Origin of the sequence: Paenibacillus lacisoli (genome assembly GCF_030580655.1) — a bacterium.
In the GTDB taxonomy this organism is placed as follows: domain Bacteria; phylum Bacillota; class Bacilli; order Paenibacillales; family Paenibacillaceae; genus Paenibacillus; species Paenibacillus lacisoli.
Genome location: NZ_JAUQTB010000002.1, coordinates 374,408 through 387,758 on the forward strand (window position 1 = coordinate 374,408; position 13,351 = coordinate 387,758).

Annotated in this window: 16 protein-coding genes; 5 read left to right on the forward strand and 11 right to left on the reverse strand. The window is 50.6% G+C overall.

What is annotated here, in order from left to right; translation table 11 throughout:
• Nucleotides 1-288 precede the first annotated feature (288 nt).
• Nucleotides 289-1,518, forward strand: coding sequence for a nucleotidyltransferase (locus Q5741_RS05565; protein ID WP_305023074.1), 1,230 nt, complete (start codon nucleotides 289-291; stop codon nucleotides 1,516-1,518).
• Here the strand turns inward: Q5741_RS05565 and Q5741_RS05570 are convergent.
• Nucleotides 1,508-2,542: a YlbL family protein gene (locus tag Q5741_RS05570; RefSeq protein ID WP_305023075.1), complete on the reverse strand. Its 1,035-nt coding sequence runs from the start codon at nucleotides 2,540-2,542 to the stop codon at nucleotides 1,508-1,510. The genes Q5741_RS05565 and Q5741_RS05570 overlap by 11 nt on opposite strands.
• Nucleotides 2,543-2,741: 199 nt before the next feature.
• Here Q5741_RS05570 and Q5741_RS05575 point away from each other — a divergent pair, with 199 nt between their 5' ends.
• The gene (locus Q5741_RS05575; protein ID WP_305023076.1) at nucleotides 2,742-3,950 is read left to right on the forward strand and encodes a nucleoside recognition domain-containing protein; all 1,209 of its coding nucleotides are present in this window, start codon (nucleotides 2,742-2,744) and stop codon (nucleotides 3,948-3,950) included.
• Here Q5741_RS05575 and coaD read toward each other — a convergent pair.
• The gene (gene coaD, locus Q5741_RS05580) at nucleotides 3,928-4,443 is read right to left on the reverse strand and encodes a pantetheine-phosphate adenylyltransferase (protein WP_305023077.1); all 516 of its coding nucleotides are present in this window, start codon (nucleotides 4,441-4,443) and stop codon (nucleotides 3,928-3,930) included. The genes Q5741_RS05575 and coaD overlap by 23 nt on opposite strands.
• Nucleotides 4,436-5,089: a 16S rRNA (guanine(966)-N(2))-methyltransferase RsmD gene (gene rsmD, locus Q5741_RS05585; RefSeq protein ID WP_305023338.1), complete on the reverse strand. Its 654-nt coding sequence runs from the start codon at nucleotides 5,087-5,089 to the stop codon at nucleotides 4,436-4,438. The genes coaD and rsmD overlap by 8 nt, the downstream gene beginning before the upstream one ends.
• 849 nt (nucleotides 5,090-5,938) lie before the next feature.
• On the opposite strand from rsmD, the gene Q5741_RS05590 reads away from it, so the two are divergent.
• Entirely contained in the window at nucleotides 5,939-6,589 is a 651-nt protein-coding gene (locus Q5741_RS05590; RefSeq protein WP_305023078.1) for a Crp/Fnr family transcriptional regulator, read from the forward strand.
• A gap of 96 nt (nucleotides 6,590-6,685) precedes the next feature.
• Here the strand turns inward: Q5741_RS05590 and Q5741_RS05595 are convergent, their stop codons facing one another.
• Together Q5741_RS05595 and Q5741_RS05600 are read right to left on the reverse strand one after the other, a co-directional pair.
• Nucleotides 6,686-6,889 (reverse strand): zinc ribbon domain-containing protein, encoded by a 204-nt coding sequence (locus Q5741_RS05595; protein ID WP_305023079.1) that lies wholly within the window; start codon nucleotides 6,887-6,889, stop codon nucleotides 6,686-6,688.
• Nucleotides 6,890-6,962: 73 nt separating this feature from the next.
• Nucleotides 6,963-7,859: a GNAT family N-acetyltransferase gene (locus Q5741_RS05600; RefSeq protein WP_305023080.1), complete on the reverse strand. Its 897-nt coding sequence runs from the start codon at nucleotides 7,857-7,859 to the stop codon at nucleotides 6,963-6,965.
• Between the two features lie 346 nt (nucleotides 7,860-8,205).
• On the opposite strand from Q5741_RS05600, the gene lepB reads away from it, so the two are divergent.
• Nucleotides 8,206-8,757, forward strand: a complete 552-nt coding sequence (gene lepB / locus Q5741_RS05605; protein WP_305023081.1) for a signal peptidase I — start codon at nucleotides 8,206-8,208, stop codon at nucleotides 8,755-8,757.
• Nucleotides 8,758-8,827: 70 nt separating this feature from the next.
• On the opposite strand, the gene Q5741_RS05610 is transcribed toward lepB, so the two are convergent.
• Nucleotides 8,828-9,502 (reverse strand): CPBP family intramembrane glutamic endopeptidase, encoded by a 675-nt coding sequence (locus Q5741_RS05610; protein WP_305023082.1) that lies wholly within the window; start codon nucleotides 9,500-9,502, stop codon nucleotides 8,828-8,830.
• 119 nt (nucleotides 9,503-9,621) lie between these two features.
• Between Q5741_RS05610 and Q5741_RS05615 the strand changes: the two genes are divergently transcribed.
• Nucleotides 9,622-10,365, forward strand: a complete 744-nt coding sequence (locus Q5741_RS05615; protein ID WP_305023083.1) for a MerR family transcriptional regulator — start codon at nucleotides 9,622-9,624, stop codon at nucleotides 10,363-10,365.
• Between the two features lie 46 nt (nucleotides 10,366-10,411).
• Here Q5741_RS05615 and Q5741_RS05620 read toward each other — a convergent pair whose 3' ends face one another.
• The 5 genes from Q5741_RS05620 to Q5741_RS05640 all read right to left on the reverse strand — a co-directional run bounded on the left by Q5741_RS05620 (nucleotide 10,412) and on the right by Q5741_RS05640 (nucleotide 13,262).
• Complete coding sequence (locus Q5741_RS05620; protein WP_305023084.1) at nucleotides 10,412-10,759, reverse strand: DsbA family protein; 348 nt, start codon at nucleotides 10,757-10,759, stop codon at nucleotides 10,412-10,414.
• A complete protein-coding gene (locus tag Q5741_RS05625) occupies nucleotides 10,740-11,132 on the reverse strand; it encodes a thioredoxin domain-containing protein (protein ID WP_305023085.1) in 393 nt (130 codons plus the stop codon). The genes Q5741_RS05620 and Q5741_RS05625 overlap by 20 nt, the downstream gene beginning before the upstream one ends.
• Nucleotides 11,133-11,494: 362 nt before the next feature.
• Nucleotides 11,495-11,887: a hypothetical protein gene (locus Q5741_RS05630; protein WP_305023086.1), complete on the reverse strand. Its 393-nt coding sequence runs from the start codon at nucleotides 11,885-11,887 to the stop codon at nucleotides 11,495-11,497.
• A gap of 252 nt (nucleotides 11,888-12,139) precedes the next feature.
• Nucleotides 12,140-12,247 (reverse strand): YjcZ family sporulation protein, encoded by a 108-nt coding sequence (locus Q5741_RS05635; RefSeq protein WP_305023087.1) that lies wholly within the window; start codon nucleotides 12,245-12,247, stop codon nucleotides 12,140-12,142.
• Nucleotides 12,248-12,341: 94 nt separating this feature from the next.
• Entirely contained in the window at nucleotides 12,342-13,262 is a 921-nt protein-coding gene (locus Q5741_RS05640) for an SMP-30/gluconolactonase/LRE family protein (RefSeq protein WP_345784150.1), read from the reverse strand.
• Between the last annotated feature and the right edge of the window lie 89 nt (nucleotides 13,263-13,351).

Here is a 13,351-nt window from a genome sequence, read left to right on the forward strand (position 1 = left end):
AAGACTTTTGTCAACAACTTTTACTTTACACCCTTAAAAAAAGCAGGCGTGGCGCGGAATCCATACTCTTGGCTATAACTGACACCGGATGTGGACAGCCTTGTCTTAACAAGCAGAAAGCTGCTCCTGCAGCATCTTCACAAAACCAAGCGAGTGCGTCGACGGAATCTGAATAACCCAGCCTGTACGAAAACGTTAGTCGATTATACCTGAAGCTCGTGTAAAATAACAGTAGGTTACTCTATATCCTGCCCAAAATCAAGCCTTCTTAAGGGAGTTGTTCCAAAGTTGAAAACGGTTGGTGTCATCGTTGAATATAATCCTCTGCATAACGGTCATGTCTATCATCTGAATGAAGCCAAGGCCTTAACCGGTGCTGACCGCATAATCGCTGTGATGAGCGGCCCGTTCCTGCAGCGCGGCGAGCCCGCTATTCTCAGCAAATCAGCCCGGGCTGAGATGGCCCTGCTGGCAGGCGCGGACCTTGTACTCGAGCTGCCGGCTGCTTACGCGGTCCAGCCTGCCGAATGGTTCGCTTACGGTGCCGTGGCGCTTTTGCACGCAACCGGTGCGGTGGACGCGCTGTGCTTCGGCAGCGAGTCCGGCGAGATCGCGCCGCTGCGGCAGCTGGCGGCGCTCCTCGCAGCCGAGCCGCCGGCGCTCAAGGACGGCATCGCCGTCCAGTTAGCTGCCGGCGCGAGCTACCCGGCTGCCTACGCGGCAGCGGCGGCCGGCTTGACAGGCGCGGACGAGCCCGGCACGTCCGCGCTGCTGTCGCAGCCCAACAATACTTTGGGGCTGCACTACCTCATCGCGCTCGAGCGGCTGCGCAGCCCGATCGAAGCGCATACGATAGCCCGCACCGGCGCGGGCTATCATGACGAGGCGGCGCCGGCTGAAGGCGCGATCGCCAGTGCCACGGCGGTCCGCCGCCTGCTGCTGCAGGGCGGACCGGAGGCGGCGGCCCCGTATGTCCCGGCGGCCGCCTTGGGGATTCTCCGGCGCGAATGGGCCGCAGGCCGTGCGCCGGTGCAGTGGGAAGCGTTCAGCCAGCCTCTGCTGAACGCGCTCGTCACGCGCAGCCCGCAGGAGCTGGCTGCGCTGCAGGAAGTCACGGAAGGGCTGGAGCACCGGGTGCGGCGGAGCCTGCACCAGCTGCCTGAGCCTTCCGTGGAGGCCCTGCTCGCAGCGCTGAAGACCAGGCGCTACACGCGGACAAAGCTGCAGCGGATGCTGTGCCACATCCTGCTGAACCACCGCAAGGCCGATCTGGCACCGGATCGGCTGCGTAAAGGACCCGGCTATCTGCGGGTCCTCGGAAGCAGCGCTGCAGGCCGTGAACTCCTGAAGCGCATGAAAAAGACGGCTTCACTCCCTATCATCGTGAAGCCATCCTCCTTCGAGCACCCTCAGCTCGAACTGGACCTGGCCGCCGCCATCGTGCATGCAGGCGGGATGCCGGAGCCGCGGACAGCCGAGCTGTACCGCGACTACCTGCAGCCGCCGGTTATGATTTGACCGGCAGCTGTTCCATATAATGCAAAGCGTCGTTCAGCGTACTCACCGAAACCACCTTCATGCTGCTGCCAATCGCCTTGGCCTTGGCGGCAGCATCTTTATAGTTTCCTTTGGGTGCGAAGAAGATCTCCGCATGTTCCCGGTCGGCTGCCACAATCTTGTGGACGATGCCGCCAATCTCACCGACCTTGCCGTCCTCATCAATCGTTCCGGTGCCTGCCACGCGGTATCCTTTGGTCAGATCACCCGGGGTCAGCTGATTATAAATCTCCATCGTAAACATCAGGCCGGCTGACGGACCGCCCACCTGCGTGTCCGCAAACTTGATTTCATGCACCGGATCCTTGGGCTCGACCTTTTGAACTGTTGCAATGCTGACACCGAACCCCACCCGGGTTTCGCCGGTTTTCGGATCTTTAATCGTAACCAGCTTTGCCGTTTGGGTCATCTTCGCCCCGTTCCGCTTCAGCTCCACACTGACGGTATCTCCTGCCTGTTCCCCCTGCAGAAGGGTACGGATCGTATTGTTGTCCTCCACCGCTTTGCCGTTAATGCTCAGCAGCTCGTCTCCAGGCCGGAATACGGTTTGCTCCCCCTCAGCCTTAAATACATATACATAATCCGGATTAATGCTGTAAGGGATTCCCGCCTGTTTGTAGGCCGCTTCCATTGCCGAGGACTGGGAATCACTCATATACCATACCTGCTGTGCATTATACTCGGCCACCGAGTTTCCTTGCAGACGTTTCGATTTTTTGTCCAATTCGGAATTTGAGTCAAAATACGAAGTTGCCAGCATCAGCACGTTCGGGTAACTGGCGGATACGGTAGTCATCATGAAGGTGCCTTTCTCGTCTTTGTCACCATTTTGCACGGTCACCATCGGCTTCACTTCCTCTGCACTGCCCGGACGGTACAAAATGTAAGGTGTCGGCATATAGACCAGCACATACACCACGGCGACGAGCAGGGCTGCAAACAATACCGATCGCAGTCTGCCCCCATTTCTTACCGGTTCTTTCATCTTGCCGCTCGCTCCTCCCGTTATGTTAGACCGCTTGTTGAACAGGGCCGGACCCGCTGCCTTCAGGTCTTGTCGGACAAAACCCCGCATACACTGGCAGTGACAGCAGTCAGGCAGCGCAGCTCTTCGGCTCGTGCCCCTTTAATCTGATATGTCATTCATGTTGATTAATCATCCCTAGGAGGCGAATCCCACATCCATGCAGGCTTATAAAATGTCACCGGTCCGCCGCCAGCAAGCCATGACGCTTCTGCTTGGTGCCGGCTCCCTGCTCCTGGTAGCAGCCATTGTCGCATCGCCCGACGACGTCTTCCAAGCCTCTTTGCAGGGCCTTACCATCTGGTGGAAAATCGTATTCCCGGCCATGCTGCCGTTCCTTATGCTGTCTGAAATGCTGCTGGCGTTCGGTGCCGTTCATGCGCTGGGACATCTCCTGCAGCCGGTGATGCAGCGGTGGTTCAGGCTTCCCGGCGCTTCCGCCTGGGTGCTGGTGCTGGGTATGTCTTCCGGGTTCCCGGCAGGTGCCCGGGCCGCACGCCAGCTGGAGGAACGGGGAGAACTAACCTCAAGGCAGAGCTCGATTCTCGGAACAGCCTCACATTTTTGCAATCCGCTCAGCATCCTGATTGTTATCGGGACCGGATTTATCGGCAAACCGGAAATCGGTTATATCCTGATAGCGGTGCATGTCCTGTCAGGCCTGCTGTCCGCATGGATCATGGCCCGGTGGGTTCTGCACAAGCCTGTGACTGCAGCCGCATCTGCATCGACCGTCATACCACAGCCGGGCTGGCTTGAAGCTATGCACTCGGCGCGTCTGGGGGACGGCCGAAGCTTCGGCCGTCTGCTGGGAGAGACGGTCAAGAATGCCGTACAGTCTCTGCTGATGACAGGCGGTTATATGATTCTATTCTCTGTTGTCATTCTCATTCTTATGAAATATATAACGCCCGGCGCACCCGCCGTACTGTGGCCTGCTATCATGGAAGTCCATATCGGGTCGTATGCCTTCAGCCAGACGGACGGTACGATGCTGTGGCAGGCCGCATGGATCAGCGCTATTCTTGGAGCAGGCGGACTCTGCGGCTGGTTCCAAGCCGTCTCCATGCTGAAGCCGGCAGACGGAGGTGCGGTCTTCGGCATCGGCAGGCTGCTGCACGGCGGGCTGGCTTTCGCCATGTTGTGGCTGCTGTGGCCGCCTGTTCAGCGGTGGGCAGCGTCAGCGGAGCCCGCACTTGCATTCTTAACCGGTTCCGGCACATCAGGTTCTATGCCTGTTCATCCGTTTACGCTGTGGGGACAGTGGGAGATTCTGCTGCTGCCCGCCGGCCTCATGGCCACCTGCCTGTCTGTATTGGCGCTGGCCTCTTGGTTGACGAGGCTGCTCAGCCGCGCTGCTTCTCGCTGACCTTGCGGCGCAGCGCATCTTCAACTTCAGGGCTGACCAGATCCGTCACATTCCCGTTAAAATGGGCAATTTCCTTAACCACACTGGAGCTGAGGTAGGAGTATTTGGGATTGGTCATCATAAATACTGTCTCGGCATCCGGGTTGAGCTTATGATTCGTGGAAGCCAGCTGCAGCTCATACTCGAAATCTGTGACGGACCGGATGCCGCGGACAATTGTCTGAGCCCCTTTATGACGAACATAATTCGCGGTCAAATCGCGAAAAGAATCCACTTCCACATTCGGAAGATGCGCTGTAACGGTTCTCATCAGATCCATTCGCTCCTCCACCGTGAACAGCGGATGTTTGCTGATATTATTCAGGACAGCCACAATCAGGCGGTCAAACTGCTTGGCAGCCCGTTCGATAATGTCCATATGTCCCATCGTTACCGGGTCAAAGGTGCCGGGGTATACCCCTACGCGGACCCGGTGTGTATGCTGCTCAGTCATGCTGCTCCTCCCCGCCGTTCCGGCTGCCGCCCTGCGGCTCTGTTTCTGATGTTGTTATCACATGCCCCTGATCGGCTGCAGCTTCCGGGCCGGCTGCTATGTATTCGTAGATCGACACAGCTGTCTCCCCGTATACCGCTTTCCGCAGATGACGGAACGGTCCGAAATCGGCGGGGTACTCGTACCCCGATTCATATTCAAGCACCATTGTTGCCCCGTCTGCCAGCAGTCCCCGCTCATGCATCTCGGTCATCAGCTTGTCGCCGAATTTCAGCCGGTAGGGCGGGTCCAGGAAGACCATATCGAATCGGGCCTCTTTTTTAGCAAGCACCTTGATGGCCCGCTGGGCATCATTACGGTATACTTCGCTTTGCTCCGCCAAACCTGTCTTCTTCAGGTTTTCCCGGATCACTTCAATACTCTTCGGTTCCATATCAATAAACACAGCATGGCTCATCCCCCGGCTCAGGGCCTCAATCCCCAGCCCTCCGCTTCCTGCAAACAAATCCAATGCCTGTCCACCGTCAAAATAAGGTCCAATCATGCTGAACAGCGCCTCCTTCACCTTATCGGTGGTGGGACGCGTACCGCTGCCGGGTACAGCCTTGAGCGGCCTCCCTTTAGCTGTTCCTGATACTACTCTCACTTCCAGATTCACCTGTCTCTCTATCATGGCCCGAACCGCGCTAAACGGTCCAAACCTGCATTCTGCCTAGCTCTTTCGCTATCGTACCACATTGGATGGGGATTGAAAAATTTCTCTTACTCCCCGGCCCCGACCCGCATTTCGGGTAGAGCAGCCCGTGTGATCAAAGCTTTCTGCAGAAATCATTAGCAGACAGGTATAGATTTCCCGGAAACGGGCATTCTAGAGATATCGGCATTCACGAATGTCGTAGACAACCGCGGAGAAAGCTTACGTTTCCCCATAAGCTCTTCGTCCGGTTTCTCCTCTCCCATGAAAGGGTGTCCCGAAAGGGGCACCCGATTTTTTATTTTGTACAGCTATAACAAATATGAACACGCCATAGAATGCATGTCAGGTCTTCACACCTCATTCACTAGCTGATCCATGATCTCCCCGCTGCCTGTTATTACTTCGTATCTATTTTTGGTCTACTGTGACATGGCCAGCTTCTGCCCATACAGCCATCAGATTTGATTATTCGAGCAATACTCCTTTTATCATCAGACACAGCATGTAATGAGATACAACATCATCTGCATACATTATCACTAGTCCGCTGTATCCACCCTTATTGATTGTTCCCGGCATTCAACTTCAGCATCAGCATCGGAAGAGAGGTTTGCATCAGCAAACATTGGGTAGATAAGTTAATATATGGAATAATCCAGCAAAGACGCTATCTGCCATTTTATGGACTGTGAGGTGAAGCATGTTGGGAATATAATTTTCACTGAAACCGTTACAGGAAGAGAAACGGAACATCGTGGAATTTGCAAATACCTGACCCCGGAACAGGAGTGTCTGCTGATGGATATCATGCAGCACAGGAAGGTTCGAGCTGGAGCTACTATTTTAAGAGAAGGTGAGAGGGCCGGAGAACTGTACCTTATTCAATCAGGCAACATCCAGCTGCGAAAGACAACGGAAGACGGCAAGGAAATGATTCTGTTTATCCATCAAAAGGGTGATCTTATTGGTGACTTCAGTGAACTGGACGGAGTGGGCAGTTTGTATACAGCAGAAGTGCTGACGAACGGATCTCTTGGAGTTATTCGCGTCACGGATCTCCAGAACTTGCTCTCCCGGGAGGGTCAGATGGCTGTGCAGTTAATGAAGTGGATGGGAGATCAGCAACGAATTCAGCAATCGCGTCTTTTGGATCTGCTCCTGCAGGATAAAACGGGCGCGCTTGCATCGACCCTGATCCGTGCAAGCAACAGTTTTGGCATCCCGCTCGAGCAGGGAATCATGATCAATATGAAGTTAAATCACACCATACTGGGAGAACTGATCGGAGCAACCAGGGAATGCGTATGCCGAATGCTCGTGAATTTGAGGGAGCAAGGCACCATAGAAGTTGCAGATGGCAGACTGATTATTTGTGACTTGGAGAAGCTCCGGCATTTGTGCGGATACCCTGGGGCCGAAGAGGATTCTGCAGGCGTTTGCAGGCTCTGATAAGTCACTTTCTATCGCCGAGTTAAAGGTTGTCCAGTCGAAGCAAAAGCAGCCTGATCCAAGGCTGCTTTTGGGTTTATTGCTCTAGTAAAGAGATCATCCGAAAAAGAAATCCAACACATTGGAAGCACCGGATGATTTTTTATTGTAAAACTCCGAATACCCGCAATTTTCACAATACACGACGATAAACTGATTATGCTGAATGTCGAACATTTTGGATAACCCTGTACCGGTCATAGCTACTTCCTTCGTCGCTGCATGATGACTACCGCATTTGATACAGCCTTTCTCACTCACTGTAATCGCCTCCTGTCTATATAGACATATATACGAATGACAGGAAAAACGGTTGCACGAACTCTGATCTAACTCACCCGATATCCTTAACCATCAGCACGTGCAAGTCAATCAGCTCATAACCTAACGATTTATACAGATTCAGTGCAGCCGGGTTGGAACCGACCACTCCGAGTGCAGCTTCTGTTTTATGCTTCTTGTCTCTCAGAAATTTCAAAGCCTCTACGATTACAAGCTGGGCTATTCCTCTTCGTCTCCATTCTGGAATGGTAAAAATCTGCTCTGTTGCGCTCCGTTCCGGGGAAATTCCCCAAGTCATACAGCTGCTTACAGGCTCACCCTGATAAAATGCCGTAAAGGTGTCCCATTCCGATCCGTGTTGAAACCAGTTCAGCCTTTCCCTGCTCCAGGATTCTCCATCAAAGCCCTTCTTCTCCGCCTGCAGATAACGGTTCTGTTCCTCTTCCGTTTCCATAGCCCAGCGTTTGACTTCGATTCCGGCTGGAATGATCATCTCCGGCAGAGGTTGGGTTAGATCACGTTTCAGAATAAAGTAATTCAGCTCATGGTAAAAGCCTTTTGCTAACAAAAAGTCAATGTAGGCAAAGTCTTGATGGCTGCAGGTATGCCCGACTTGAATCCGTTTGTCGGGATACAGCTGCTTGATCTCTGCTGCTCTATCCATCATCCGCTCCATAATCTCAGCTTCCAGCTGATCCTGATCCAAAGAATCCGTGTCAAACAAAAATCGCCGCGGATAAGCTGCGTCCTTTCCTTCCGCTTCCAGGTATTCACATGATTCTGTTGGTTCCAGATGACCGGCTGCAACCACTTTTCCTTCAAGCTCAGCACAAAAGATATTAGCAGGGACATAATCTCCGTTATATTGATAGGCTAAATTCAGCATAAAATTGATTTCTGCGATATCATTCGCGTCTGCAGCCTTATAATTCCGAATGTTTACTTCCATCAGTCTGCTCCTTCACTAAAAAGTGTATATTGCAACTGCGTATGATCTCATCCTAAGTGCTGAGGGTGTAGCCAGCGTCTCATTGATGCTAAAGCTAAAAATATCCTCTATTTACAATAACAAACTATCGAAATAATGTATGTGTAATAAACGGCTTAATGCAAATGATCCTGCTTGAAAACCCCACACATCCTGTTTTATTCAACTAAATATTAGATGTTTTTCAATAGATAGGGATACATGATATAATCGATTTATGCTTTTCAAGCAAGACTGTCCATGCGGACCGCTATATGCACTAGCCATACATATGAACTATAGAAGAACGAGAATAGGAGGAATTAGCATGAAAGTGTGGGGTTTCATTCGGGGCTGGGTAGCGCCGATTGTTGTGGCATTTGTAATCAGTTTTGTCGTAGGCATTTTCGTTATGCGGCCCTATCAGGTATCAGGACATTCAATGGACCCGACCCTGGATGACAGTCAGCGAATTTATGCCCAAAAATGGTCGAAAACCTTGGGCAAGCTTCCCGACTACGGGGATATCATCATCATCGACAGCCGTGTGGACCGCCCGCGTACCTGGATGGACGATCTCACCGAGAGCCCGATGATCGGCTGGGCAACCGGCAAATCCAAAGAAAAGATTTTCTATGTTAAACGATTAATCGGGAAACCGGGAGATACCATTGAGATCAAGGAAGGCAAGGTCTACCGGAACGGCAAGCTCCTGGATGAGCCTTATATCAAGGAACCGATGAATCCCGTTCCCGATCAGGCGTGGCATATTCCAGAAGATCATGTGTTTGTCATGGGAGACAACCGGAATAACAGCAATGACAGCCGGTCCATTGGATTCATACCGGTAGATCATGTCATGGGGATTAAAGAATTCTAAAAAATAAAAAGGGTGGCCGGATTCCTTCTGGATCTGGCCACCCTCTCTTCATACAGTCACCATTGTTCAACTAACTCACCGTAGTTAAGAACACGGCAATCGTATTAAATACACCGTGAACGATCATACCAGGCACGACCGATCCTGTACGTTCATAGGCCCACGCAAACACAATTCCACTGACAAAATTCACGGGCATGGCGTTTGTAGTGGGGAAATGTGCCAAAGTAAAGATGAGCGAACTAATGACAATCGCCAATCCAGTACTAACACGAACCCGCAGCCAACGATATATAAATCCTCGGTAAAATATCTCCTCATAAAAGGGTGACACGATCCCTGCCGATACAACACCAATAGCTATAGTAAATAGAGTGACATTTTGTTTCAGACTCTCTGTTTTGCTGTTATCTACTGTATTCCCGAGAAAACTGGTGAGATAGAGAGTCGCCACACTGAGGACGATAAGAATGAGTGTCCACACTGCAATCCTCCACCAGAGCTTCGCATTAAATCCTTTTACTCCTACTTCTGTCCAGGATACTTTCTTCGGTCGCAGAGCAATAAAATATAACCCTGACAAAAGTACAATTGCGATGGTAAGCCCTGTTAGAGTCCCTGAGTATAGAGAATTCCCCAACCATCGCTCATATATGGACTGCACTTCATATTTGATTACAAATATAACGAATACAAATTCTAACGCAAGTAAAGCAATAAACTCACGCCATGTCCACCTATCCATCTTTCTCCATATCCCCGTACTCGTCATCCGCAATCCCTCAATCCTCTGTGATATAATTTTATGATATTAGGTGACGTTACGTCACCTTCAAGCATTATTTTTGGAAGGGAAGAAGAAACATGAACCGATGGACAACAGGACAAGTATCCAAACAGCGGAGCATTTCCGTTCGAACCCTACGTTATTATGATCAGATTGGTCTTCTTACACCTAGTTTCAAGGAGGATAACGGCCGCCGTTTTTATTCAGAGGAGGATTTATTCACTCTCGAAAAAATAACCTTGCTCAAATCACTATCCCTGCCGCTCGAGGACATTCAACAAGTAATGGATAAGCTATCTTTTCGTCATATTCTAATCGCACACTATAATCATCTTCAGGAGCAGCTCGCTTCTCTTCAGGGGAGTATTGCAAATACGACGTCTTTGATCAATATGATTGATCTAGAAGGTACACTATCCTGGGACCGGGTTTCTCATCTGGTCGATCATGTTCAACCTATTTCTAAACAGTGGATGGATTACTTCAACGAAGATGAAAGTACATTCCTACAGAATGCACTTCCCAATCTCAACAGCAATGACCGGACCTCTCAGCAATTCGCTTCATTGCTGCGGAGGATTGAGTGGTGCGTACAGCAATCTATCCAACCTGAATCCGATGAAGGTTATAACATTGCCTGCGAATTAATGAAGCTGTCACACGAAACCTTTAATGGAGACGAGGAATTGATGGAGAAATTTTGGCAAGTGAGGAAGCTCCCTGCCTCAGAGTCAGGGCTGTACACTGTATCTGCCGAAGTGCTGAGCTTTGTGGAGATTAGCATTGCCCATGCTCTAGAAAAAGGAGAGGATCAGGGATAGGCAGCAAGGAATGATTACGAGATCACATTCTGGTGTTTATCTTTAATTAGGAAAAGACTTCTGAAGTCTGCTTTTGATTACATATTCCACTGTTGGGAAGACAGCCCTTATATTTCTGATTCAGTCCCCGCTCAATCTCTGCTGCTATTCCTTCATACGATAAATCCTCCTGCTTCCTGAAGTTAACCAGAAGGTAAGGCACCTCATTCACGCCCCGTTCATCCAGAATCAGATTGTTCCTCTGCAGCACGCTAAAATAAGCACCGCTTTCCATGTCCCGGTCAAACCTGCTGCCGTCCAGCCCCGTTACCTGCCTTTTCACCAAATTTACAATATGGGATAAGCTCACCCACTCTTCATCTTCGTACTGAGCATCATAGGTTGATTGCAGCATAGTACTTCCAAAAAGCTTCTGTACTCTGGGACGCAATCGCTTGTCCCGCCAATGCGGCCTCATAGCCATCACCAATTAGATATTCAGTGTTGATAAAATAGAATTGAACCCTGCCTGTATCGATATAATCCGTTTTAAGGCGGGGCAGCACCGCAGTAGCCCAATATTGACAGTCTGGACAGTCAAAAGCCCCGAACATGACAATCTTCACCTTGGCATCCGGGCTTCCCAGTGACGGCTGCCGTTCCAGCTCAAGGCCCTTCAGCTTATAACCGGCCTGACTTTTGTGGCTGAACAGAATAACCAAAACAACCATAACTAATAAAAGGATGACAATACCTGATGCAGCTACCATGCGTCCCTTGCTTTTCACCGTATACCTTCTTTCTCCGCCTGTAAAAAATAAATCAGAATGGAATAACTGCAAGCCCTATCAGACTATGGATAATATAACCATAAAAAAAACCTGCAAACCAAAGGTCTGCAGGCCATTCAGGAGAGTAAATCACGGTTATAGACTAGTATGGTCCTAATGTTCTACTTTTATACTTTAATTGTCCCGCTTTTTTGCCGATCTGATTAAGTAAAAAATGATACTCAAGAAGACAACGAGAACGGCAAGTGTCCATAGAATAGATTCCATTTGAAAATGCAATGCACTCACCTCATGCTTTACATTAAAATAAAAAGCCTGCGTCCAGCGCAGGCCCTAACTCTTAACCGGTATATGATCCTCTAAAGGGCAAGCTTCACATAGATGGATTGCTGCAGCACAAGTTCACGCTTCACAAATTTATACACATCTTCAACTGAGGACAGCAGCAGCGGTCCTTCCTGTCTGATACACTGCTTAACCTGATTCGCGCTGTGCGTAAATTCATTCAAAAGCTTCAAGTCGACCTGCGACAGCTGTTCCAGCACGGACAGCACAAGCGACGTGTAGTCGTCGTAAATCCGGGACTGCATTGCCTGTTCGGCTTGCTGCAGTTCAGCCCATACATATCTGCTCGTTACCGAACCGCCTGCCGTCTGCTCAAGAAACAAGATTCCCGAATACTCACAGAAAAAAGATTGTAAAGCCTCGTCTATCCCTTTATACCGGCCTTTGATTTCGTCAAAGTTAGCCATGGGACAACTCCCTTCCAACTTATATACATGAGAAGGAGTTTTGTTAGGCAGAAATCTGATCCAACTGTAGAATGACATACATAAGTTATCCCAAGTATAGTCTTATTCCGAGCGCTTGTATAGGGTTGAACTATATTCAAAGGATAAGACAGCCTTACCCTCAATTACTAGATACAACAAAAAAACCTCTGCAGATCTGCAGAGGTTTGTTCGGCATACCGTCTGAATGGCGATGGATCGCTCTAGTATTCCTTACAGAATAAAGGAACGAGTGATGATAACCAGCAGGATGTACAATACCAGGATTGCACCAGTGGAACCCCATACACCTACGCCGCCAACTCCGCCAACATAACCCATTTGAATTCCTCCTTCGAGTTAAGGTACATCACATCTTATGAGGAAATACCCAAACGGACCGGGCGAAACGGAAACAAAGACGGCACTCCCCCGCCTATTTCTGGAGGTCTGTCCCAGGGGCATAACCATACGGTGTGGATAGCAATCCTTTTACACCCGGCTTCACACGGAACAGTGCTCCAGCCAGCGGTGTCTCTTCCAGCCGCTCAGCGCTGAGGCCGCTTCTTGCCGTCGTAATGTACAGCTCATCCAGCTCAGCTCCGCCAAAACAGCATGAAGTGACTTGATCTGCTGGCAGCTCAATCACACTCATTAACTGGCCTGTCGAAGGATTCCAGCGTCCTACACGTCCACCGCCCCATTCAGCAATCCACAGCATCCCCTCAGCATCCATGGTCATCCCGTCCGGGTACCCCATTTCCTCTGTCAGACGGATAACCGGACGCCGATGAGCCAGGTTTCCCTTGTCCAGGTTGTAATCAAATTGATCTACACGGCGGGTAGGGGTATCTATGTAATACATGGTAGCCGCATCCAGGCTCCATCCCAAGCCATTCGAGGTTGATACGCCGTCCAGCATCATACGCAGCCGCCCGTCAGGTTCAAGACAATAGAGCGCACCTTCACCCTGTACCCCGTCCAGACTCATAGTCCCTGCCCAGAAACGGCCGGCAGGGTCACATTTGCCATCGTTGAAGCGGTTACGTGGTTTCTTCTGCTCCGGATCCACCAGCTTGATCAGCTCCCCGTTCGCCAGATTAAGCCGGTGGAAGCCTTCCGCGAGAGTAACCAGCACCTCATCTCCCTGATAAGGAACTACCGCACTCACATACTGTCCAATATGATACGTATCATTCCGCCCGGTCTCCGGGTCGAACACATGCAGGTTAAAGCCTTCGATATCGACCCACAGCAGGCGGCCTCTCTCCGCATCCCAGCAGGGGCCTTCCCCAAGCTCTGCCTTGGCGTCAATCATAATCTCAATCCGGTTCGCTTTATCGGCCAATGTTCTCAACCTCTCTATCTTTTAATCATTCTAATCATATTGCTTATGATACCGACTTTCAGTACCCCTGTTCAAGTCATAGATGCGCAGTGGGCCCT